Below are 22,134 nucleotides of genomic sequence, written 5' to 3' on the forward strand. Positions count from 1 at the left end.
TTGCCCCATTGATCAGCGAAAGGGAGGATACCATGGTCCGTGACCTTTTGCTCCTCGTCGCCGTTTCGATTGTTATCTGGAGCGTCTTTGGAAATTCGCCACAGGACCCCGGCACCCGCGAGGTGAAACATCACTCTCCTTGAATGCCGCTCCGGATTTGCAGCGGACGTCTGAGTTCAGTCCGTATATGAGGACAGAGCGCTGATAGTTCTGTCGCCCTGTGCCCAAGTCAGCACTCGCAGGCCAGTCTTGTATCTCCTACGCGCACTCTCGTGAGCCCGGCACGTTCTGCACAGGGTCAGCGGAGGATGGCTGTTGGGGTAGCTCCGGACCTCTCCCGCGGAGTAGCGGCACTTGTCGCTGTCGCAATTGGGGTTGTTGTTTGGATTATTCACATGGGCCCCGGTCAGGTCGCGATCTGCCTAAAGTGAACGAAGATTGTGACGAGTGCATGCATGGGAAAGGCCTCACCGCGCCGAAAAGGCGGCTCCAGCGGTAGGGTCGCGAGCATGCTGGAGCCGCGCAGTTCACGATGTGCAAAGCGCTCCGGGACGAATTGGACCGGCGCGAAGCGTGATTCAAATGCTGTCGAGCGCCAGCGTTCCTATTGAAGACGTGTTGGGCGGGCTACCCCAAAATTTAATGTGGCAAGGTATCATTTGAGAGCGCGCGGACGCACCGAAAGCAGAGGGTGGTGCCAGTGCGCGTGACAAGCCGCGCGCTCGCGGCCCCGGCGTCCCGGCTCCTGTCCCAGGCCTCCCGGACGATTGGGGCCGTCGCGGCGCGTCAGCGATCGAGCAGTGCGAGGACCATCAATGCCGGTGCAATCATCCCCAGCAGGATAATTAGCACGATGAACATTCGCTCGTTCACGGCGGCCTCCACCGGGCTAGAGACCTGAGGCGGGACGTCTAGGGTACTCCGACACAACACACAGGCGAAGAAAACGGCCCCGGCTGCAGGGGTTCAAGGGGGTAGACCAGGGCAGCCGGTTACGCAATACACAAAAAGCGCGGCCCGGCCATTCGATCAGTAAATTGCTACACAATCAAATCGTGAGTCGCATGGAGATCGGCGTGCCATGAGTGATCGTGGTGCGCATCTGAAATATCAATCCCGTCAGCATCCTGGACTGGCTCCGGCCCCTCGTGCGCAACAGCATGCTGACCATCTCCATAGGCTTTTCCATTTCCGTGGCTCAGCTGCTGAAGGTCATACATGCCTGAAGACGTATTGTCGGCGCCACTCTTAAAATGAAAGGAATCGCCAAGGTCGGTGCCAACCGCTGATTTGGCCTGATCTGCGTTGTCGGAAGAAGGCCCGCCCTTTCCTTCAGTCTTAATCTTCAATGCCGAATGTGCGTCGTTGGCAGAATTTACGGACGCCATTGGTATATCCTGCTCCGGTTTGCCAGTATCTAGATCAGCTGCCTGTGGATGCTGCGCGTGTTGCTTGCCGGCCGCGGAACCGTCTCCAAAAGTCTGCAAATCGCCGTGCGCTTGTCCGCGATTCGAATCTTCTCCCAGGGTCTCATGCTTGGCATGCCCCTTGGCGGCCATGGAGCCGTTGTCGGACTCATGCAGTGCCTTCTGCGATTGACCGTGATTTGAACCGTCTCCCGGGGACTCATGCTTGGCATGCCCCTTGGCGGCCACGGAGCCGTTGTCGGACTCTTGGGGTGACTTCTGAGATTGACCATGATTTGAACCGTGTTCCGAGGCCTCATGCTTGGCGTGCCCCTTGGCAGCTCCGGAGCCGTTGTCGGACTCATGCAAGGCTTTCTGCGATTGACCGTGATTTAAACCGTCTCCCGCGGCCTCATCCTTGGCGTGCCCCTTGGCAGCGCCGGAGCTGTGGTCGAACTTATGTAGGGTCTTCTGCGATTGATCGTGATTTAAATCGTCTCCCGGGGCCTCCCGCTTAGCGGCTTCGGAGCTGTTGTCGGAAGCGCGCAAATCGGATTGCGATCGACCCTGATTTGACCCGTTATCCCGGCCTGTCTGCGTTGGGTCACGCTGCGCGGCTTCGTTCGCGGCCGCCGCAACAACATCAACGGTCCCGGAGCCTGGGGGAATAGGAGTTTCTCGGTCACTGCCGCCATCCTCCGCATGGGCATTGCCGACATAAAGCTCGCTACCGTCTGTGGCGATTGTATCGCCTTGGGCGAACTTGAATGCGAACGCCCCATCGTACACGGCTGTGCCGCCGAAATTCGCGAAGCCGGGAAGTACGGATGCCGGTCCGTTGGCGTCGCTTGCGGTAGATGAAGTGACGATGTCATCGCCGAAATCGAACGCTTGCACGGCGTGGTTGGCACCATCGAGCTCGTAGATCAAGGCGGCGAAAGCTGCAACCATGAAGATGCTGTAGCTGCTCGAACCCGGCCTCGGCGCGTTCAGTGCTGCCTGCACAAATTGGCTCGCGGCAATCTCGGCCACAGGGTCGACGAGTTTGCCGGTCGGCGATGACGTCGCGGTTGCGGCGCCGGCGCGGTCCTTACTCGCGCCTCTGGCCGGGGTGCCACCTGATACTGCTTCCTTGCGGCTGATTTTAATGGTGACGACTTCCGCGCAGCCGTTTGCGGCCATGACCGTGAAACTTTCGGTTGCGGCGTGACCGGGCGAATCGTCCAACGCTGCCAGGATCGCAGCTGCCAGGATACTCATCGCGCCATAACGGCGCGACAGTGCCAGCGCGGCGAGCTCCGTCCGGCTGTGGATTCCGAGCTTCTGTCGCGCGTGGTCGATGTGAATCCTGACGATCTCCAGAGAGACACCGAGGACCCGAGCAATTTCACTGTCCGACAAACCTTCGGCGACGAGATCCATGATCGTCCGCTCGTTGACGGTCAAAACCGCCAGAACGTTATTGCCGAACGATGCGATTCCATTAGCTTCGTGACCGACCCTCGCCAGGTCTGACCCTGGTTTTTCCAGCCTCAGGGACTGGACAAGCGCTTCTGGTTGGGCGTTCATCGAAATCGCGCCGCAAGCACCGGTCGCCAGTGCCCTAGCAAGATCGCCGCAGGCGACAGTAGCAGTGAAGAACACCAGCCGGGAGGAAAGGGCTTCGTCATCCACGACGGCGAGAATGTCGGAGGCGGTTACATCGGTGAATCCGTCCTCCAGTAACACCACATCGGGCGTCAAACGGCGAATGGCCGCAAGGCAACTAGCTCCATCAAGACAGCACGCAACCACTTCGAAATCGGGCTGCGCTCCGAGCAGCGATGCAAAACCCTGCAGAACAATGGGACGTCGATCTGCTATCACAAGTCGAACGCGACGCATGGGCTTCCTTCGCTCGGCCTCGCAACACAACATAAGAAGCGGCGGTGTAACTCCGCTCGGTCGATTGCGTTCCAAATTGTCATAATGAATTCGTGCGGATGCTTCTGACGATGAGTCAATTAGTTCGTCGGGATAGCTCCATATGGCTCGCCCTCTTACGTCGCGCGCACGTCAGAGGTCGTGCCGCTCCAAGTGCGCACGGTGAGCAGGACTCTCTCCGATGTCGCTATTGCGCGAAAACTGCAGAAAAACAGGATCCCAGTCGACGACCCTTCACCGGCGCAAATCGATCTCGACTGCAATCCGGACGAGGTCGGAGTGATTTTTAGCGCCGAGCTTGGACTTCAGCATGGAGGTCGTGTTGGCAACGGTTTTATAGGAGATGCGGAGTTCGGACGCGACTTCTGAGATGCGGTCGCCACGACCCAAAAGCCTCAGGATCTCTAGTTCGCGTGGGCTCATCTGCGTCAAAGGGCTGGCCTTGATCGCCGCGCCCGCGAAGGTTGTCGCTTCCGTCAGACGCGGTGAGACGAAGCGCTCCCCGGCTACAACCTTCCGGATGGCCTTGGCCAGGAGCCGAGGATCATCGCTCTTCGAGACATATCCCTGAATGCCCATCTCCACAGCGCGCACCACGAACGCCGGATCCTCACTCACGCTGAGCATGACTATTTTGGCGGCCGGATCATCCCTGCGGATTCGCCGGGTCAATTCGAAGCCGGTAAGATCGGGGAGGCTCACGTCAACCACGGTGACGTCGGGATGCTTCTGCAAGTACGCACGGTGGCCGTCCTTCGCATCGGAAGCCTCCAGGATCTCGACGGAAGGGTCCGACGTGAACAAAGCCCGGCAGCCGGTCACGACAACGGGATGGTCGTCGACGATCAATACCCTCATGTTGATCTGGTCCTCATTAGCACGCTGTCGCTTCCTCCAGTTGTGGAGAACGTCGCGAGCACTGTAATGGTTCAAATATCTGAGCGGGACGTCGGGCGAACCTACCGAAGGAGCACGAATTGCAGAAGATCTGGAATGTTCTTCTTTCGGCAGAGCCTGCTGCTTCCGATCACTTTGATGATCCTGAGCGCCCAGGAATCGGGGCACGCACGCGCCGTCGCGAGAGCCGTAAATGGAGCCCTTGAAGCTTCGCGCAATCCGGAGCAGACGCTGGACGCCCTTGGCAACCGGCTCGGGAAGCGAAACTCGAGGGCGACAATCTGCTGATCGAGATCGCGGATGATGTGCGCAAGACCCCCGGTATGAAATTCTGCCGCGGGTTGACCGGCATGTCCGAGCCTGTTCGGGCGCTCGACGGCAAGCTCCAATTTGCACGCGAAGACGAGCGCACCATCGTGCGCTGCACTCTGCCGATCGGTCACAAAGCAGACGTTCGCGGGACCTAAACGGGAGCAGAACCGGCGGTTCATACACCATTCAAGTCTCGGGGCCTAACGAGACCTGCCACCGGGGACAACTGTGAGGTGGACCATGTCGGGCTGGACTGCCGCGAGCGCCGCTTGGAGGACTTGCTGTCGCTCTATGCAGATCAGGCTACGCTTGATTGCTGCAGCGGAGAACGGTTCGTCGGCAGGCCGGCCTGCTTTGCTATTGGCCGGCCAAGCTACGCGGCGCAATTGAGGCCGCATTCGAACTGGACGAAGTCCATCGGGAGCCGGAATGCGTTCGGCTCGACTACCGAGATTATAACGGCAGCGCTGTGAGTACGAAATTCTGGTTCGACGCCGAAGGCAGTATCACCAGAACGCTTTGCGTACCTCTCCCCGGTGCGAGATCGAGGGCGGCTTAGCGATAGGGGACGAAGACAAGCGCACGATCGGGAAAAAGCGGCAATATTCTATCCTTGCTCAGGAACTTCAGCGCCGTGGTGAGGTTTTCGCTGCGTCGCATCTAGCGGCAAGGAGAACATGATGAAAAAATTGTTGCTGATGTCTGCGGCTGCCGCGCTGATCTCGACGGGCGCGATGGCACAGTCCACGGTCGTCACCACCACCACCGGCGCCGGCCACGCCGCCGCGGTGCAGATCGAGCCGGAATACCGCACTAAGATCCGGACCTACGTGACCGAACACAAGGTCCGTCCGGTGGAGACCCGCGAGAAGATCGTGATCGGCCAGCCGGTGCCGCGCGAGGTCGAGCTCGAGGCCGTCCCCGCCGACTGGGGTCCCTCGCTCACCAAGTATCGTTACGTCTACTCGGGCGAACGCGTGATGCTGGTCGATCCATCGACGCGCACGGTCGTCCAGGAGATCGACTGAGTCCTTCGAGGCGGGTCGCCCAAAAGGCGGCCCGCCTCGACGTCAATCCGGCCCCGCCGATACCCCATTCCTTCCTTGCGAGCGGCCGTCCATGCCCATCGGTCGATACTTCGTCTTTGTCGGCGCGCTGCTGCTGGCGCTGCTCTTCGCCGCCGACCGCTATCTGCCGGCTCCCGTCGAGCACGCGGCGGCGGCCGATCCTGACAGGACCATCATCCGGATAGCCTCGGCAAGAAGCCTTCCGGAGAAGATCATCTTTGACACGCGTCCGCGCACGGATGTTCCGATGATCGCGCAGGTCCATCCGGCCCGTGAAGAACCGTATCCGGTGCGCGAAGCCATGGCCTCCATGCCTGCAGCACCTACCATCGAGATCAAGAAAGACCCGCCAACACGCCTCTCCGCAGCGTCCCGCCCGCATCCGAAGCGCTCGGCAAAACCGTCGAAGAGAGCGGCCGAGCGGCAGCTTGCCTTCGAGCGACACGACTCATTCACCGGTGGATGGTGGTGAGCCGGAAGGAAAAGGCCGCGCCTTGCAGAGCGCGGCCTCCATCGCGTCCGATCGACCGGTCACCAGTGGTGGTGGCGATGCCAGCGATGACGTACGACCGGATAGGAGCCGCGATAATAGGCGTAGGCGGGACGAACGACCCGGCGATAGCGATAGCCGTAGGAGACGGGCGCCGTGTAGTAGGTGGTGGTGTAGCCGCCGCCCCAGCGATAAGGCTCGTCATAGCCATAGTCGTAGGTGTGTGGGCCGCCGTAATAGCCCGCGCCGTAGTAGCCGGGGCTGCCGTAATAGTCGTAGCCGGGTCCCCAGCCGTACGCCGAGGACGCAATCCCGCCGATCACGGCACCCGCAACCAGACCGCCGGCGATACCCGGCCCCCAGCCGCCCCAACCACCTCGCCAGTGAGCTTCGGCAGGAGATGTCGTGGCCACCGACGCCAGACCGAGGGCGCCGACCATCAGCGCCGACATTGCAATATTCTTCATCGGAACTCCTTTTAGATCGCGGATGCCCCGCCGATAACGGGAAAAATAGGCAATGGTTGCTGACCCGGCGACGAGGGCAATCCGAGCATGGCGCCGGGACAGCGTCGCTCGAAGGACCAAGCCTGGAGCAGCAACGGTCATTGCAGCGGAGTCAGGACCGGAATGCTGCGGCGCGAGCGAGGGACTACCGACGTGGCGAGGTTATCAATGTTGAATTCGCCGACGGACTTTTCTGCGCTAGGCTTCGCTCTCGCCTTTCTCGGGGGTCCGATGTTCGATCCGGCCACGACCGCGCTTCTGCGCGCCGTCCTCGACGATGTCTGCGCAGACATCTCGCGCTTCGAAACCGGCGCTCGCGCGCACGTCGCTTCTAGGATTCTGCAAGCCGTCGCCGAGGGCAACGTCGCGCTGGAAAACCTGAAGAAGGTCGGTCGCGAGGCGTTTCGCGACGCGCCGACGATGTGGCGCTGATCAGGGGTAGGGCGTGAACTTCCAGGTCACGGTTCTCAAGATCCTGGTGAGCTATCCCGACGGCTTCGCCGTCATGGCGGACCTCAAGCGCGACATGGCCATCCTGGCCACCAGCGGGCGCGACTGGACCGAACGGACCAAGCGCCTCGCCGCACGCGTCCCCGATCTCGACATTTTCTCGCAGGCGCTGGTCGAGCGCCTGAACGGCGGATGGCGGATCACCGAGAACGGCCGGACGGTCCTCGACTTCATGGAAGCCAGGTCTTCCGAGCCGCAAGTGGAACGGGCCGACGCTCCCGTCGAGCGCCTCGCGGCCGTAGAGCCCGCGCCGCGAATTCTCGCCTCCACAAGGGTTGCCCGAAGCCGGCGCCTGCAGCGCCGCCTGGCGGCGCGTGAACGAGCACGGGCGAAGGCGTCCTGATACGTCCCTTCGCCCAGGATCGGGAAAAACCGGAAACTTTCGCAAGCGCGCCGAGTTGGCACCGACTGGTTGCCGCCCCGGAGCGCGTAGATGGTCGACGATGTCGTGTTGAAGATGGCCGCGGAGACCGCATGGACGGTGTACCGATTGAGGCGCCCCGATATCGATTCGCGAGATGACCGACGCTGTCTGCTGCAGCGTCACCTGCAGAGGAGATGGGAAGAGCGACGGAGCGATTCCGAAGAGCTCGCAAGCTTGGGGATAGCCTATCTCGACCGGCTTCCCGACGAAGAATGCTGAGGGACATGAAGATGTTCGTCGCGCGGGTGGCCTGCGGAAGCACACAGCCCGGTTGGACGCTGCTCGCGATTTCCTTCCTGCTTTCGGCCGTTGTGGTGGTGATCATGCGCTTCGTTCTGGGAGCCTAGCCGATGCGGATCGCACAGCTTGCTCCCTTGGCCGAGAGCGTCCCACCGAGACTTTACGGTGGGACGGAGCGCGTGATTGCTTGGCTGGTAGATGAGCTCGTCGAGCTCGGACACGACGTCACCTTGTTCGCAAGCGGCGATTCGAGGACGAAGGCAAAGCTCTGCCCAGTGTGGCCACGTGCTCTGCGATTGGGACGGAGGGGCGTGGATCCCAACGCCGCCTGTGCGATGCTGGTCGAAGCTATCGCTGAACACGCTGCCGGCTTCGACCTGATCCACTCTCACGTCGACTGGCTGCCCCTTCCCGTGCTGAGCCGGACGGATGTCCCGTATCTCACGACGATGCATGGCCGCCTCGACCTTCCCGGGCTCCCCGACGTCATCGGAGCCTTTCCGAAAGCGCCTTTCGTCTCGATCTCCGACAACCAGCGCCGGCCGCTTCTGGAGGCGAACTGGATCGCTACGATCCAGCACGGTCTGCCGAAGGATCTCTTTCGGCCGTCCTATGAGCCTGGTTCGTACCTGGCCTTTCTTGGGCGGCTGACGGTCGACAAGGGCCCCGAAGACGCGATGCGCATCGCACGTGCTGCCGGGATGCCGCTGCGGATCGCCGCCAAGATACCGCGCGCGGAGACGGCTTACTTCAAGAAGAAGCTCGAACCGAACATCGACGGCGAGAAAATCGAGCTCGTCGGCGAAGTCGACGAGGCGCGGAAGCAACCGTTTCTCGCCGGCGCCGCGGCCCTGCTGTTTCCGATCGACTGGCCCGAGCCGTTCGGCCTGGTCATGATCGAGGCGATGGCCTGCGGGACGCCCGTCATCGCTTACCGCTCCGGCTCGGTGCCAGAAGTGGTGGAGGACGGCGTCACCGGCTTCGTCGTCGAGAACGCCGCGAAGGCGATCGAGGCTGTGAACGATCTCGGCCGTCTCGACAGAAGAGCCGTCCGCGCCCGGTTCGAGGAGCGCTTCGTCGCGAGCCGGATGGCGCGGGAGTACGAAAGCCGGTATCGCGAGTTGATCGCGCGCGTGACGCCGTCTCGAAGGTAGGCGCGCTCCGATGAGGAGGGCGGGCTCCGCAGGCTCCAAAGACGTCTTCTGAATTCGCTCGTCGCGAATCCTTCACTGAACTCCCAGAGTCGAGCGCTGCATCGGGAACAAGCGGAACCTCCTCGCGTTGTGGAGCGCGGCATCCGACCGGACGCCGACGTCGCTGGAGGAGATAGAAGATGAAAAGCGTTCTTGCCGTCGCCCTGCTTGGCGCTGCCGTGATCGGCGGCGCTGCGTTCGCGCAATCCACGCAGCCGGCCGATCGCGCCGCTACCGCGACCACGGGCCAGCCGGCTCATGCGCAGATGGCTCTCAAGGGAAGCTGGCGCGCCTCGAAGCTGATGGGTCTGAACGTCTACAACGAGGCCAACGAGAAGCTAGGCGACATCAACGAACTGCTGGTCGACAAGAGCGGCAAGATCGAAGCCGTGGTGATCGGCGTCGGCGGCTTCCTGGGAATGGGCGAGCACGATATTGCCGTCTCCATGGACAAGTTGAAGTTCGTCGAGGAGCCGGTCCGGACCACCTCCAGCGGCAACTCGACTGCGCGTGACACGACCACCGGCGCCGCTTCCACGAACACCACCCATCGCAACACGAACGATTGGGTGCCTGACCACGCTGTCATGAATGGCAACAAGGAGCAGTTGAAGGCGCTGCCGCAGTTCAAATACTCAGACTACAATTAGGCAAGCAAACGCTCGCGGAACAGGGGCCCCACGGGCCCCTTTTTTGCGCATCCGCAACCACGGAAATCCAAAGAAAACGGCCCGTCCGGGTTCGCCGGACGGGCCGCTTTAGCGTCAATTCGCTCAGTGCATGTCAACCAGGAAACGCCACACGATCAATACGGGCGTGCGCTCCTCCAAACCTGTTCCGAACGATTACATCGGGGCAACGACGCCTGGTGTTTATTACTGTTCAGTGCAGACCTTCGTGGTCTTCACGGCGGACTCGGCTTCGGTCTTGGTCTTGTACACACTGTCTCCCACGACGGTGGTGGTCGTGGTCGTCGGCTTGGTGTCGACGACGGTGCACTTCTTGGTGGTCGCGTCGCGGACGATGTAGAACTCTGCGGCGCTGGCTGCCTGTGTGCCGAGGGCGAAAGCGGCAAGAGCGCCGCATACGATCAGCTTCTTCATGATGTCCTCCTCCAATGGCGTTAAGTAGTCACTGCCAACAACACGCCCAGTTAGAAGTTCCACTTATTCCCGAAATACGATGGACGGCGTGCTATCGGCGCGGTCGCAGCGCGGCCATATTCGCAGTGAAACTCGAGATGGGAGCAGAGACCAATTACCGAATTATCCCGATTTGGAACTCGCCATGCCACCGCGTGTTATCGGGCGACCAAATTGGGAGGTTTTCAGATGAACAAACGTTTATTCTTAGCCACGACCGCCGCAGTCGCGATCGCAACGTCGGCTTTCGCGCAGTCGTCGCCCAGCACTTCGAGCTCGAATCCGCCAACGACGCAGCGGCAGGACTCCACATCCACGACGACGCCGTCATCATCGTCCACGACCCCGTCGTCCAGCTCGTCCGGGCAGACCACGAATCCTTCGACGAATTCCAGCACCGGCACCAACGCCACGGAGGCGCCGACCTCGAGCCAGGCCCAGACCAACCAGCCCGCGACGCCTTCGAACCAGGCGCAGACCAATCCTCCGTCGAACACGAACACCCAGTCGCAGAGCACCAATCCGCCCGCCTCGGGCACCAACCAGGCGCAGTCGCCGACGGGCAGCGGTTCAACCAACACGGCGCAGCAGCCAAACGACCGGCAGAACACGGCGGATCGCTCTTCGAACACCAACGTGAACGCGTCGGTGAACGTCAACGATCGACAGCGGACCCGCATCAGCGCGTCGATCTCGCGCCTGAACGTGCAGCCCCTCGCCAACGTGAACTTCTCGCTCTCGGTCGGCACCGTCGTGCCGCGCGACGTCCGTCTGCAGTCGCTGCCGACGGAGGTGGTCGAGATTGTGCCGCAGTATCGGGGCTACGACTTCGTCCTGGTGAAGGACGAGATCGTCATCGTAGAACCGTCCAGCTCCAAGATCGTGGCGGTCATGCCGTATTCGGGTCGCTCCACGGCTGCCGCCCCGGCACGCACCGAGCAGCGCAAGGTCACCTTCAGCGATCGCGACCGTGAGGTGATCCGCAAGCAGGCCAAGGCGCGCCAAGTCGAGCGCGAGCGCCGCACGACCGGCAGCACCGTCCGCACCGAGATCCGGACCGGCGAGCGTGTGCCCGAAGGCGTGGAGATCGAAGCGTTTCCGGAAGAAGTCTATCGGGATGCTCCGACCTTGCGCGAGTACCGATACATCAACCGGGACAGCCGCACCTATATCGTCGAACCTCATGAGCGTCGCATCATCGAAGAGATCGACTGATCTCGCCACGGAAAGGAGAACATCCATGAAGACTATCGTACTGGGACTGTTCGCCGCCTCCCTTCTGGGATCGGCTGCGATCGCCGCTCCGCTCAATCCGACCGCCCCAGGCCCGACCGGGCTTTCCTCTGGAACGGAGCAGGTCCGGCTCGTCTGCAACGAGTACGGCCGTTGTTTCCGGACCCGCGGTCCGCGCTACGTTCAGCGCTACTACGGCGACGACGACGCCTACGTCGCGCGCCGCAGCTACGGCTACTACGGCGGACCTGGTTACTACGACCGCGGCTACGGCTACTACGGCGGCGGGCCGAGCATCGGGTTCAGCTTCGGTACCCGGAGCTGGTGAGTAAGACAAGGGCCGCTCTCCGAGCGGCCCTTTCGCTGGTAATCTACGGTGAAAAGATATCCGCTCTTGCGAAGCTGATAGTACAAAAAGAGCAATTGCTGGCGCGGCTCGAAGCCGATCCCGCCCCGAACGAGCGCGCCGAAATCCAGGCACTGCTCACCGCTCTCAAGCTGCTGGAGCCACAGGGCGCTCCTCTGACGAGCGGCGAATAGCGAGACTCACTCAGCATTTGAGGCGATGACGATGATGCGATTAGTTGCCAACTTGACGGCGGGCTGTCTAGCCGTCGCCTATATCAATGGCGCCGAGGCCCGCTCCTCGTTCGGCAGAGGCCGCCGAGATTCAGCGCATTTCGGGCGGAGAAATGCTGGAAGTTGCGAAGACACTCGACCGGCTGTGGGAGGGCGGGCTCATCGAGCGGGAAACGCTGGACATAGGCATCGGCGCGCGGCGCAAAGATGGAGGAGCACAATTGCGACGCATCAGGTATAGGCGCAAAATGTCGAAGCCATAACGATTTCGTTTCAGCACCGGGATCTGTCGCGCGACGGTGCCGTCGGCGGCCTGTCATCGGCGAGAGGCCAGGGTGGGTGCACCGGTTGGCGCCCGCGCCGGGTCCATCAGGCCAGCCTGCAATTCCGCGCGCCTCTCCGCCACAGCATGATCGAAAAGTTCGAGGGCCAGGGCAAAGGCAGCCAGGTCCTCTTGTTCGATGGCCCCCTCGTCGAAACAAGTGAGGGCTTCCTTGATGATGGCATCGACCTCGCGTTGAGTCGCCGCGAACTCGCTATCGGATTGGACGGCGCGAATCTCGGAAGCCGCGGCAAGGATCCGGTTGCGATGGACGGTGTTTTCGTCCCGTTCGTCCCGGTTGAGATAACGACGCAGCCATGCAGCGGCCGAACCAATGCCGGACAGCAGCAACAAGGCGAACCAAATGTAGTCGCTGTACTTGTCCAGGAATGTCCGTTCCGTGCCGTTGATGACGGCGGCGGCGCCGCGGTGCACGGACGGCTCGGCCTCCTTCTCGGTCTCCGGCTTGGTGATATGGGCGGCGCCGGCGGCATGCTGGGTGATGGTATCCCGGACCGCGAAAAGCTGCCGATAGAAGGCCGCCGCCTTGGCTTCGGAAAGCCCTTTTCTGGCCAGAATCAAGTGGCTGACAGCGATCGTATCGACCTTTTCCTCGGGCCATGCCGGTTTCGCGTTGAAGACGCTGGGCGGAATCTCCTCGGCCTCATAGCGCGAGTGCTTCAACGCGATGGCCTCAGATGCGTCGATCGGGAGGAACTTTGGCGTGCCGCGCGTGCGGGCTGTCGCCGCGATCGCGTCGGCTGTGATCTTGCTGTCGAGCGGCCCCACGGCCAGGTACGCTTCGATCGTGCGATCTTGCGCGAGTTTTTCGATCTCGTCCGTGCTGAACTGCGCCACGCCGACCTTGTCCGGCTCCACGCCGGACCCATCGAGGATAACCCGCAGGACCGACGCGTTTGCTGCGGTCCTGCCTATGACGCCGACCTTGCGTCCGGCGAGGTCAGCTATTTCAGCAATCTTTGTAGCGTTCTTCTTTTTCGCGACCTTGCCGCCTGGTCCGGAAAATGACCACAGGACGACGTAGTTCTTGCGCAGCACGGCGAGCGTCTGTGCGTCCGAAGGCATGCTCAGATCAGCGCGGCCGACCGCGAGCTCAGCCTTGCCATTGCCGAGCAGGGCGAGCGATTCGGCCGCGCCAGCGGTCGTTACCGGGGACAGCATCACGGTACGGCTTTCGTCGGCGAACGCCTCGGCCATGGCCTCTATCACCGCGTGGTCTTCGCTGCCGGTCGGTCCCACGGCGACCCGGAGCGTCGTGGGCTGCAGGACGTAATAGAGAGCTCCGCCAGCGGCCAGAAAGACCGCGAATCCAACGGCCAGGACCAGCAACAACGAGCGGGCCTTTCGCCGCTGAATATCTTGCCTGTTGCTGCCACTGGAGGAGGACATTTGCTCTCCGATGGTCCGCTTTCTGTACGTCCCGCGTCCCAGCTCTCTATCGGGAACTTGCGGATCTCCGAGCCGTTCCCGAACCGGCGCACTTCTTGGATGTATGGACAAGGGCGTCCACCCTAGAGGGCCGGTAGATCACGAAAGACAGAAGGAAGCCGAATTCGCGCGCTATCGCCAGCCGCGACCCTTCCCCCGACCCTTACCACGCCCAGCACCCCGCATTTGAACCGAGGGCCCGGTTTTGCCGACGAGAGCACATGCCGCCTCAGACCGGTCCGGAAGCGGTCGATGAGGACACACGGCGTCCGGAGGCCGGTCAGCTCCACGATCGCAGCGGGTCCAAGCTCGATGAGCGTCCCGAGCGGCATCCGCTCGAGGTCCAGGCCGGCAGTGGTGATGTTCTCGTCCAGGTCTCCCGCTCCGACCTTGAAGCCCGCATCCGAGAGGGAGGCGAAGAGTTCGGACGGGATCAGGTGAACCTGCCGGAGATTGGCTAGGCGGGGCTGGCGGCGGGCGAGATAGCGGTGCCGGACAAACGGGCCGGCGTGGGCGTCGCCTTCGACACCATGGCCTTCCACCAGCACGATCCGGTCCTGCGGCGGTTTGCTGAAGTGGAGACCGCGATCGGCGGCGACCGCGACCACGGTGCCCTCCAGGGAGAGCGCCTGCGGCATCAGGCCGCCCGGGCGATCGAGCGCCGCTTCTGACGCAGGTAGCGCGTGATCTGCGGAAGGGCCATCGCGTTCAGGACCCGGTCGGCAGGGACACCGCCCTTCCGGGCCATCTCGACGCCCCAGTGCATGTGGTCGAGCTCGGGGATCGAGTGCGCGTCCGGATTGATGCTCAGCATGCAGCCGAAGTCGAGGGCGGCCTGGTGCCAGCGCCAATCCAAGTCGAGGCGCCACGGGTGGGCATTGATCTCGACCACGACGTCGTGCTTGGCGCAGGCGTGCAGCACCTTCTCGACATCGATTTCGTAGCCTGGACGCCGCGCAGCGGGAGCACGACGGGCCGTCGGAAAGCCTGGAAGCGGAGCGGCGCGACATCGACAAGCGGATCGAGGCCGAGGATCGGCGATGGGAAAGCGAGAGGGAGAAGCTGAAGGACGCCTTGCGCCGCGCGCGGGAATAGGCGGCAAGACCGGATTAACCGTCCCGAGTCCTTGGGCAACAAAATTTGCGTGCCACCCTTGAAACTTTTTTCGGCCTTCCAAATTTCTTCGGCGTCGCCACTCCGGCGATCGGGACGCCGTCAGGGTCCCGCCACTCGAGACGGGCACCGGTCGTGTCCGGTGCCGCTCAACCATTTTGCTCCTTGGAGGATCTGGCTATGCGCACTGCAGATTTTTCGCCCCTGTTCCGGTCGGCCATCGGCTTCGACCGTCTTTTCGACTTGGCCGAAGCCGCCCAGCGCGCAGGCGAGGAAAGCTATCCCCCCTACAACATCGAACGCCTCGACGAGAACCGCTTCCAGATTTCCGTCGCGCTCGCCGGTTTCAAGCCGGACGAGGTCGATCTGACGGTCGAGCAGAACGTATTGACGCTCGAGAGCCGCAAGAGCGACAAGGAAGAGCGGACTTTCCTGCATCGCGGCATCTCGGCCCGCAACTTCAAGCGCCAGTTCACCCTCGCCGATCACGTAGAGGTCAAGGGCGCCAGCTTCGAGAACGGCCTGCTCGTCATTGACCTGCAGCGCGAAATCCCCGAGGCGAAAAAGCCGCGCCGCATCGCTATCAATGGCGTTGGACCCAATAACGTCGCTCAGATCGAAGCCAAGGCGGCCTGACAACAACGGACATAGGCATGATCATAGCCGTGCGGGCGCGCCCCGCGCGGATCCCCCATAACGCGTCTCGATTTGGAGGTAGCCATGCGGCCGACGACTGCACTCGACGACAAGGTCATCGATCTCAACGCCGTCCTGCATCCCGGTACGGTATTCGAACATCCGCGGGACGTTGTCTCGCATCCCGCCCTCAGTCTCTCGGAGAAGCGCGCTATCCTGGCGTCATGGGCCTCGGACGCCTCCGCCAGCGCGTCTTGCCCCTCGCTGCGGGCTCCCCAAGGTTTGAAGGCTCCCGTGACGATCGACGAGATCCTGGAGGCGCTTCGTGCGTTGGACGGTGGTCCTCGCAATCCGCCCGGCGGGAAGCCGATGCGTCTGCGGCCGGCCGATCGGGCTGCCGCCTAAACAGGGAAGACGATGCAGATCCCCGAAATGTCGCAAGACAAACCTGAAGCCATCGAACCGGATCTCGCGCGCGAACTGCAGCGGCAGGTCGCCGAGTGGAAGGCGATGCGGGCTCCGCTGCGGTCTCGCACCGCCTCTGGTGTGCAGGTCGAACGTCGGTTCAAACGCCGGCCTGTCATCTCCTCGCTTCAGGTCTGACGAACCGATGGCCACCGCCTTCGGTCGATCGGGCGGTCCCGAGGTGGCCGAAGGCAACGCTGCCTAGAAGGGGAAAGCGGCGCAATACGGCTATCGGACAGAAGGAGATGCTGATGCCGATCGCCGGCAAGAAGCCGGCGAAAACCCGCGCCCAAGTGGGATCGAGCGCCACGGAACGGCGCCACTCGCGAAACGGTCGCGACAGCGCAGGCGCCGCCGGCAAAGCGCAGCGGGCGCGATGCCCAAAGGACCGCCGGAGAGCGCGAATTTATAGCGGAGATGGGGAAAAATGATGTCGCCGGCGAAAGACGCTGCACCAAAGTTAGGGCTGGCTATGTGTCAGTAATTGAAAGAAGGTCCAATCATCTAAGGAACGGCCTTAAAGGGATTTCGCCACGTGAGCGCCTCGGAACCCGACGAACATTTCCCGTTCGGTGGCGGTGAAAATGGCGCCCTTATTCGTTCCCTCGATTGGTCGAAAACCAGCTTGGGGCCGATCTCCGAGTGGCCAGAGAACCTGAAGACCACGGTCGGAATACTGCTGCGCTCACCCGTCCCCATCGTGCTCCTATGGGGACCGGACGGCATCATGATCTACAATGACGCCTACTCGATTTTTGCAGGAGGTCGCCATCCCTTCCTGTTTGGATCCAAGGTGCGGGAAGGTTGGCCTGAGGTGGCCGACTTCAACGACAACGTGATGAAGGTGGGCTTGGGCGGGGGCACGCTGTCTTACCGAAATCAAGAGCTGACGCTTCACCGCTCAGGCGTTCCTGAGCAGGTCTGGATGAACCTGGATTACAGCCCGGTGCTGGGGGAGAATGGCCGTCCGGAAGGCGTTCTCGCCGTGGTCGTGGAAACGACGCAACAGGTTTTAGCGGAGCGAGCGTTAGCGAAAGCCGAGGAGCGACTACGCCAGGCGCTGAACGCCTCCGGTATGGTGGGTACGTTCGCCTGGCATGTGCGGTCCGACACCTTCTATTCCGATGCTCGATTTGCGGGAATGTTCTCGGTCGATCCTGCCAAGGGAGACGAAGGCGCTCCGTTGTCGGACTACCTTGCGGGCATTCATCCAGAGGACGTTCGGCGGATCGCCGACGCTGTCAACCGCACCATCGTCACCGGAGAAAAGTATGTGCAGGAGTATCGGCTTTTGCGGAAGGACGGAAATATCCGCTGGGTCGAGGCTCGCGGCGAGTGCTTGTATGTTCAGGACGGCAAACCCGATCGCTTCGTCGGCGTCGTGGTGGACGTGACCAATCAGAAGAATGCACAAGAGCGTCAACGGTTGCTTGCTCGGGAAGCCGATCACCGAGTGAAGAACATCTTCGCCAATTTCCACTCGATGATTACGCTCAGTGTTCGGTCTGCCGGAAGCCCGAAGGAGATGGCTCACGCTCTTCGTGGTCGATTGGATGCGCTGTTGCGAGCTAAGGATCTCGTCCGTCCTGGCATCATGGGCACGGAGCACGAAAGCGAGCAGACGACGATGGACACGCTGGTGCGCACTGTGTTGCAGCCCTATGAAGATGGCTCACCCGACCGCATCGTCCTGAGCGGACCCGATGTGCCTGTCGGAGCGAAGGCCGTGACAGGGCTCGCATTGGTGTTGCATGAGACTGCGACGAATGCGGTTAAGTACGGGGCTCTCTCTCGACCGGATGGTTCGATCCACGTCACATGGGCTGCGAGCGGTGATGACTTCCGCCTTGACTGGGACGAGAGCGGCGGTCCGGAGATCAATGTAAAACCGCATGCTCGCGGTTTTGGCAGTATTCTGACCGAGCGCAGCGTGACTGGCGAGCTTGGGGGCCGGATCGAGCACGACTGGCGGCGAAATGGCCTTAGGCTGAAGTTGAGCATACCATTGAAGCGCCTCGCGGCTTGAAGATGTTTACTCGCATCTCTATTCGGTCCGTCAGCGGCCTTCGCCCGGACACTCCGGGCAGGTCTCGCCGTTTGAGTCGGATCCGCCCCCAACGGTCTGCATCTGATCCAGGATCGCGATCAGCTTGGTGATCGAGCATCGAGCGCACTCCGGTCATGCGTCGGTTCGATGGTGACGCCGGTGCATCAGGAAGACGCGGCGCAATACGCGACAGCGTGCTTCGACCGGAGGCTTGGATGACCTTTACCGTCGGCATCATCTCGGATACGCACGGCCTGCTTAGGCCAGAGGCTCTTCGTTTTCTGGCCCATGTCGACCACATCATTCACGGCGGTGACATCGGCGACCCCGGAATCATCCCCACGCTGCGGAGAATTGCTCCTGTCACGGCAATCAGAGGGAACGTGGATACGGGCGAGTGGGCCACTGAATTTGCCGAAAACAAGTCGGTGCGGCTCGCCGGACGGCTGTTCTACGTTCTGCACGACCTCAATACCCTGCAGGTCAATCCTGCAGCTGAGGGCATCGATGTAATTGTTTCCGGCCACTCCCACGTGCCGAAGATCGCTTACCGTCGAGGGCGCGCTTTATCTGAATCCTGGCAGTGCCGGACGCCGGCGCTTCAAGCTACCGATCACGCTTGCGAGCCTCGAAGTCACGCCCGACGGACTGAAACCGATCATCCACGATCTTGAGGTTGGATAGACCGCGGCGCCGCACGTCCAGTCAGGCGAGACTTTCGGCGCCGTTTCGGCCGCCTGGGCGTCGAGCCAGTCGCGGACCGATGGATGCGGTTCGGGCTTCATCGCCTCGGAGACCACATTGGTATTGAGCAAGATAATGGCACCTCATTGGACAATGGCGTTAAAAAGCTAGCAGAAATCTGACGTCCAAGAAGGCTGCTCGCGCCCGCCAAAAACTTGTCATAGGAGGGGCGTCTATTCGCCCATCCCGGTGACACAGTGCGGTTGTAGATCGGTTGATAGGGATAGACCGGAAATTTGCGGTTGAGAGCCAAACCGACGCGATTGACCTTAGCTAACCTTGCCGCACTACCTGCCGACCTCAGCTGGTGGACTCTTAGCTGGCCCCAACCTCTAGCCGCTTTAAAACTTCGCAACCGTTCGCATCCCAAGGACGATGGCGTCCTTCAACGACACGCCCGGCATGGTCCCGGTCGGGCTGGTTGCACCACCACCGGGGCGGCGAATGTACTGGAAGTTAGGTTGCAATGTGAGGCCGGCGCGCACCTCATACTGATAGACGGCGGTTAACAGGCCTTCAGACGTCCGCACGGGTCCGTACCGAGACTGGAAGTCGTGGTCCAACGCCGTTGCCCATTGCGATACATGGGCGTAGGCGACGGCGACGCCGAACTTATCGTGATTGCGGATATGGTCTCGCTTCTCGGCCGAGGTCGTGGCTGTAGAGCCCCCTTTAGAAACTCCAGTTCGAGAGCCTGCTTGCCAACCAGGCGCTCGAGTGCGGCAATACGCGCTTCGTAGGTCTCGAGCAGCCCGGCTGAAGCGACGTCCTCGTCGAGCGCGCCTGCTTGATACTTTTCGACCCAGATGCGGATCAAGTTACGGGAGACATTGTGCCGCTTCGCGAGCCCGTGCAGCGTCCCGCCGCTCAGATACTCTTGCGACACCTGCCGTTTGAACTCGACGCTGTGGGTTCGGTGCTTTGCCATGGCCTTCATCCTCTGAAAGCCCGGCCGTCCGGTCAATTACTGAAAGCCAACCTGTCCCCCTGGAGGGCCCACTCCATAACTTCGGTCTTAGGAAGTCCACCTTTTGGCACTTAGCTCAGCCATCTCCGTTGAATGCTTCTGGAACATGGCTATCCGCTTGCTTGTGTATTCTGCGACTACACCCGGAACTTCAAAGGGCGCCTTAATCATCGCAAGCCGTTGAGCGAATTCAAAAGCAAACTGCATATTCCCTTTTGCAATTTCCAGCAGCTTCGCTTGATAAGCTCGCACGCTTGCGTTTGCTGGAGAGAGTAGATCAATTCCAATCTTCGAATTGTTCTCCGTCATTTGTTTGGAGGCATCTTGTAAAGCTGTCTCCGGATTCTTAACAGGAAGCGGATTCTCAACGGAGAGGGCGTCTTGCTGCGAGTCTGCGCTCACGGAGCGCGGAACGCCCGCTTTCGGACTTCTGACAATAGCTTGAGCGGTCCGTTGGGCTTTCGCGACTGTTCTCGGACTGCGGGCATGCTTTGACGCCAGTGCCGGTTTACGCTTGCTCATCTGACACTCCAAGGATGAATTGACCGGCCAAGGTCGTTGGGCAGACGACAACCTGCTGTGCAGTGCAACGTTCCAAAAGCCCACTCACTAGAGCAGACATCTCATGTTCGTTGACCTAGTATCGCGCCTCCGGCAACTCTGAACATCCCTGAGCTTCTCTCACCAAACTTGCCGTCAAGTTACTTCCGCCTGGATTGGGTTCGCCTGAGCGCACGTTTTCGACTCCGGCCCGAATTAAGTCGGCCCAGTCGCTTCGCATTCGCGGCGACATGCCGTCGATATTGACGGATTATTTCATCACCCGAAGCGCCGGCCATTAGACTTGCCGAAGCTTCGGAGGCCGCGCGAATCTTTTCGCTGACCATCAATTCAGCTTCCCGACGTGCAATTCGGCCACCGCGCATAAGCTTCATCATCCGCAGCGCAATTACTCCATTCGCCTCGAATGCCAACAACATCAAAGAATTGATCATTTCCCACCTTCTACAGAGCCCAGCGATGAACGGAAATGTTCCGCAGGTTCGCTCAGTTGCAATCATGCTGAGGATCGCCAGCGAGCTTTCTTCCGAAGAGAGCAGTCGAAACAGGCCGCTTATGGCCGCGCGCTAAGCCGAACGTCAAACGCCTACCACGATTATGCCAACAATAAGTCTCCGCCTCGCACGCGTTCGATCCACAGCGTGAATCTCTGGCGACACGCGCTCGTACCACTCGGCCGCTGGAACTAAAGTCCTACCGCATTATTGTTCCCCAAACAGTGGAGGAACATCATGATTTTTAAATTTCTTTCAATAGCCTTCCTGACTACCGCCTCGATAATCGGCGCGGCGTCGGCGCAAACAGCCACAAACCAAGAGGCTTCGACTGCCAGTGCTACCCCGCGCAAGGAGGGTGAATGGCGCGCGTCCAAGCTGGTCCACGTCGATGTGTACAATGAAGCAAACGAGAAAATCGGCGACATCAACGACGATTTTGGATAGGTCAGGCAAGGTGGCCAAGGTCATTCTAGGTGTGGGCGGCGTTCTTGGCTTGGGCGAGCACTACGTGGTAGTCGGCTTCGATAAGCTGAAGTGGGTAGACCAGCCGGTAACTTCGACAACTGCCTCAACAACGTCCGCACCGGCGAGTGCTCCGGCAACCACCTCCGCTCCAGATGGCGCCACGCGAACGACCACCGGTGCCGCAACCACCACCACGACAACCACCACAACTAGCGCCAGTACGCGTTGGTATCCCGAACGCGCTGTGTTTAACGCCACCAAGGAGGAATTGAGGTCCATGCCGGAGTTTAAATACTAACTCTCGACCTACGATCCAGTGATCATTAGGAGTGCGGCTCGCCTACTGTCGATCACGCTCCTGAGAATGTGTCGGCGAATTAGCCGTTGCTACCGTTGGACCTGCGACATCTCCTGCGATCAACAGCCCAACGAAGACCACGGCAGCACATAGACTGGCAGCGATCAAGGTGAAGAACGCAAGGTTTGGGCGGCCGCTGGGCATCTCAAGCTCCTGACTGACAACTTTGCGCAAGGGCAAAGGTTGCTCTTGGGCTGGTCGTGTCTCGAACAGACGCGAAAGGTTCTCAAAGAGACGCAAGGTGCCCGTGTCTGCCTCGACGGAGACGCTTGGCGCTGCCAGGATGGGCTGCAGGTCATGCGGCGAGTTTGCAATGCCGCGCAAGGTGGTTCGTCTGTTGCTGGATCAGTTCGGTCCCCCGCTCTTGCAGCTCACAGCGGTCGTATCTCCGTGGATATTCTTGTGCATGCGGAGCTGTTCATCGACCTAGACGGTGACAGCACAATGAACTTGGAACCTGTACCGGAGTTAACGATGGCAGATCGCAGAGTGACGAGGTGATGGCAGCAGTCAGGGTCAAACCCACGAAGCCCGACGTGGTGATCGCGCGGACCGTGTCGCGCAACACCAATCATCGTACCGAGATGG

General features: G+C 61.1%; 26 protein-coding genes and 4 pseudogenes. 17 read left to right on the forward strand and 13 right to left on the reverse strand.

What is annotated here, in order from left to right; genetic code table 11:
• Positions 1–1,040 precede the first annotated feature (1,040 nt).
• The 3 genes from CT676_RS40830 to CT676_RS40840 all read right to left on the reverse strand — a co-directional run bounded on the left by CT676_RS40830 (position 1,041) and on the right by CT676_RS40840 (position 4,717).
• A complete protein-coding gene (locus CT676_RS40830; RefSeq protein WP_167768325.1) occupies positions 1,041–3,290 on the reverse strand; it encodes a response regulator transcription factor in 2,250 nt (749 codons plus the stop codon).
• Between the two features lie 273 nt (positions 3,291–3,563).
• On the reverse strand, positions 3,564–4,187 hold the full coding sequence (locus CT676_RS40835) for a response regulator transcription factor (RefSeq protein WP_135217048.1): 624 nt from the start codon (positions 4,185–4,187) through the stop codon (positions 3,564–3,566).
• A gap of 101 nt (positions 4,188–4,288) precedes the next feature.
• Positions 4,289–4,717, reverse strand: a complete 429-nt coding sequence (locus CT676_RS40840; RefSeq protein WP_135217049.1) for a hypothetical protein — start codon at positions 4,715–4,717, stop codon at positions 4,289–4,291.
• A 501-nt stretch (positions 4,718–5,218) separates the two neighbouring features.
• Here CT676_RS40840 and CT676_RS40845 point away from each other — a divergent pair.
• Together CT676_RS40845 and CT676_RS40850 are read left to right on the forward strand one after the other, a co-directional pair.
• Positions 5,219–5,566, forward strand: a complete 348-nt coding sequence (locus CT676_RS40845) for a DUF1236 domain-containing protein (RefSeq protein ID WP_028153974.1) — start codon at positions 5,219–5,221, stop codon at positions 5,564–5,566.
• A 91-nt stretch (positions 5,567–5,657) separates the two neighbouring features.
• Positions 5,658–6,077, forward strand: a complete 420-nt coding sequence (locus CT676_RS40850) for a hypothetical protein (protein WP_135217050.1) — start codon at positions 5,658–5,660, stop codon at positions 6,075–6,077.
• Positions 6,078–6,136: 59 nt separating this feature from the next.
• Here CT676_RS40850 and CT676_RS40855 read toward each other — a convergent pair whose 3' ends face one another.
• Entirely contained in the window at positions 6,137–6,535 is a 399-nt protein-coding gene (locus tag CT676_RS40855) for a hypothetical protein (protein WP_244623480.1), read from the reverse strand.
• A gap of 297 nt (positions 6,536–6,832) precedes the next feature.
• Between CT676_RS40855 and CT676_RS40860 the strand changes: the two genes are divergently transcribed.
• From CT676_RS40860 to CT676_RS40880, 6 genes are all read left to right on the forward strand, one after another.
• Positions 6,833–7,033, forward strand: a complete 201-nt coding sequence (locus CT676_RS40860) for a hypothetical protein (RefSeq protein ID WP_135217051.1) — start codon at positions 6,833–6,835, stop codon at positions 7,031–7,033.
• A 13-nt stretch (positions 7,034–7,046) separates the two neighbouring features.
• A complete protein-coding gene (locus tag CT676_RS40865; protein WP_135217052.1) occupies positions 7,047–7,454 on the forward strand; it encodes a hypothetical protein in 408 nt (135 codons plus the stop codon).
• 90 nt (positions 7,455–7,544) lie between these two features.
• Positions 7,545–7,754, forward strand: coding sequence for a hypothetical protein (locus CT676_RS40870; RefSeq protein ID WP_135217053.1), 210 nt, complete (start codon positions 7,545–7,547; stop codon positions 7,752–7,754).
• 5 nt (positions 7,755–7,759) lie between these two features.
• On the forward strand, positions 7,760–7,882 hold the full coding sequence (locus CT676_RS46185) for a hypothetical protein (protein WP_272481429.1): 123 nt from the start codon (positions 7,760–7,762) through the stop codon (positions 7,880–7,882).
• Positions 7,883–7,885: 3 nt separating this feature from the next.
• On the forward strand, positions 7,886–8,929 hold the full coding sequence (locus CT676_RS40875) for a glycosyltransferase family 4 protein (protein WP_135217054.1): 1,044 nt from the start codon (positions 7,886–7,888) through the stop codon (positions 8,927–8,929).
• 179 nt (positions 8,930–9,108) lie between these two features.
• Complete coding sequence (locus CT676_RS40880; protein WP_028153980.1) at positions 9,109–9,618, forward strand: PRC-barrel domain-containing protein; 510 nt, start codon at positions 9,109–9,111, stop codon at positions 9,616–9,618.
• Positions 9,619–9,843: 225 nt separating this feature from the next.
• Here the strand turns inward: CT676_RS40880 and CT676_RS40885 are convergent, their stop codons facing one another.
• Together CT676_RS40885 and CT676_RS46335 are read right to left on the reverse strand one after the other, a co-directional pair.
• A complete protein-coding gene (locus tag CT676_RS40885; protein WP_135217055.1) occupies positions 9,844–10,071 on the reverse strand; it encodes a hypothetical protein in 228 nt (75 codons plus the stop codon).
• A 224-nt stretch (positions 10,072–10,295) separates the two neighbouring features.
• Positions 10,296–10,769 carry a hypothetical protein gene (locus tag CT676_RS46335; protein WP_343287576.1) on the reverse strand — a complete coding sequence of 158 codons (474 nt, stop codon included), beginning with the start codon at positions 10,767–10,769 and terminating at the stop codon, positions 10,296–10,298.
• Here CT676_RS46335 and CT676_RS46340 point away from each other — a divergent pair.
• The 3 genes from CT676_RS46340 to CT676_RS40900 are packed head-to-tail and all read left to right on the forward strand — an operon-like array spanning position 10,759 to position 11,883.
• The gene (locus CT676_RS46340) at positions 10,759–11,325 is read left to right on the forward strand and encodes a DUF1236 domain-containing protein (RefSeq protein ID WP_343287577.1); all 567 of its coding nucleotides are present in this window, start codon (positions 10,759–10,761) and stop codon (positions 11,323–11,325) included. The two genes, CT676_RS46335 and CT676_RS46340, sit on opposite strands and share 11 nt — an antisense overlap.
• 25 nt (positions 11,326–11,350) lie before the next feature.
• Positions 11,351–11,671, forward strand: a complete 321-nt coding sequence (locus CT676_RS40895; RefSeq protein WP_135217057.1) for a hypothetical protein — start codon at positions 11,351–11,353, stop codon at positions 11,669–11,671.
• Positions 11,668–11,883, forward strand: a complete 216-nt coding sequence (locus CT676_RS40900) for a hypothetical protein (protein WP_135217058.1) — start codon at positions 11,668–11,670, stop codon at positions 11,881–11,883. Before CT676_RS40895 ends, CT676_RS40900 begins: the two co-directional genes overlap by 4 nt.
• Positions 11,884–12,238: 355 nt before the next feature.
• Here CT676_RS40900 and CT676_RS40905 read toward each other — a convergent pair whose 3' ends face one another.
• The 3 genes and pseudogenes from CT676_RS40905 to CT676_RS40915 all read right to left on the reverse strand — a co-directional run.
• Positions 12,239–13,654 carry a TAXI family TRAP transporter solute-binding subunit gene (locus CT676_RS40905; RefSeq protein ID WP_135217059.1) on the reverse strand — a complete coding sequence of 472 codons (1,416 nt, stop codon included), beginning with the start codon at positions 13,652–13,654 and terminating at the stop codon, positions 12,239–12,241.
• 122 nt (positions 13,655–13,776) lie between these two features.
• Positions 13,777–14,331, reverse strand: a complete 555-nt coding sequence (locus tag CT676_RS40910; protein ID WP_135217060.1) for an MOSC domain-containing protein — start codon at positions 14,329–14,331, stop codon at positions 13,777–13,779.
• Positions 14,331–14,648, reverse strand: a pseudogene (locus tag CT676_RS40915) (DNA polymerase/3'-5' exonuclease PolX); the annotation flags it as partial. The gene CT676_RS40910 and the pseudogene CT676_RS40915, both read right to left, overlap by 1 nt.
• A 338-nt stretch (positions 14,649–14,986) precedes the next feature.
• Here CT676_RS40915 and CT676_RS40925 point away from each other — a divergent pair.
• From CT676_RS40925 to CT676_RS40945, 5 genes and pseudogenes are all read left to right on the forward strand, one after another.
• The gene (locus CT676_RS40925; RefSeq protein WP_135217067.1) at positions 14,987–15,442 is read left to right on the forward strand and encodes an Hsp20 family protein; all 456 of its coding nucleotides are present in this window, start codon (positions 14,987–14,989) and stop codon (positions 15,440–15,442) included.
• Between the two features lie 84 nt (positions 15,443–15,526).
• Positions 15,527–15,847: a hypothetical protein gene (locus tag CT676_RS40930; protein ID WP_135217061.1), complete on the forward strand. Its 321-nt coding sequence runs from the start codon at positions 15,527–15,529 to the stop codon at positions 15,845–15,847.
• Positions 15,848–15,859: 12 nt separating this feature from the next.
• Positions 15,860–16,045 carry a hypothetical protein gene (locus tag CT676_RS44605; RefSeq protein WP_167768326.1) on the forward strand — a complete coding sequence of 62 codons (186 nt, stop codon included), beginning with the start codon at positions 15,860–15,862 and terminating at the stop codon, positions 16,043–16,045.
• 397 nt (positions 16,046–16,442) lie between these two features.
• Positions 16,443–17,933: a PAS domain-containing protein gene (locus tag CT676_RS40940; protein ID WP_135217063.1), complete on the forward strand. Its 1,491-nt coding sequence runs from the start codon at positions 16,443–16,445 to the stop codon at positions 17,931–17,933.
• Positions 17,934–18,169: 236 nt separating this feature from the next.
• Positions 18,170–18,638 (forward strand): annotated as a pseudogene (locus tag CT676_RS40945) (metallophosphoesterase family protein).
• Between the two features lie 41 nt (positions 18,639–18,679).
• On the opposite strand, the pseudogene CT676_RS45745 reads toward CT676_RS40945, so the two are convergent.
• The 4 genes and pseudogenes from CT676_RS45745 to CT676_RS40960 form a co-directional block, all read right to left on the reverse strand.
• Positions 18,680–18,775: pseudogene (locus tag CT676_RS45745) on the reverse strand (VapC toxin family PIN domain ribonuclease); the annotation flags it as partial.
• 264 nt (positions 18,776–19,039) lie between these two features.
• Positions 19,040–19,264: pseudogene (locus tag CT676_RS45750) on the reverse strand (carbohydrate porin); the annotation flags it as partial.
• On the reverse strand, positions 19,204–19,626 hold the full coding sequence (locus CT676_RS46345) for a transposase (protein ID WP_135217064.1): 423 nt from the start codon (positions 19,624–19,626) through the stop codon (positions 19,204–19,206). The pseudogene CT676_RS45750 and the gene CT676_RS46345, both read right to left, overlap by 61 nt.
• 87 nt (positions 19,627–19,713) lie before the next feature.
• Positions 19,714–20,187 carry a Phasin protein gene (locus tag CT676_RS40960; protein ID WP_167768327.1) on the reverse strand — a complete coding sequence of 158 codons (474 nt, stop codon included), beginning with the start codon at positions 20,185–20,187 and terminating at the stop codon, positions 19,714–19,716.
• A gap of 770 nt (positions 20,188–20,957) precedes the next feature.
• On the opposite strand from CT676_RS40960, the gene CT676_RS46350 reads away from it, so the two are divergent.
• Positions 20,958–21,167, forward strand: coding sequence for a hypothetical protein (locus tag CT676_RS46350; RefSeq protein ID WP_343287578.1), 210 nt, complete (start codon positions 20,958–20,960; stop codon positions 21,165–21,167).
• The last annotated feature ends 967 nt before the right edge of the window (positions 21,168–22,134 follow it).

This window comes from Bradyrhizobium sp. MOS001 (assembly GCF_004634465.1).
Classification (GTDB): domain Bacteria; phylum Pseudomonadota; class Alphaproteobacteria; order Rhizobiales; family Xanthobacteraceae; genus Bradyrhizobium; species Bradyrhizobium barranii.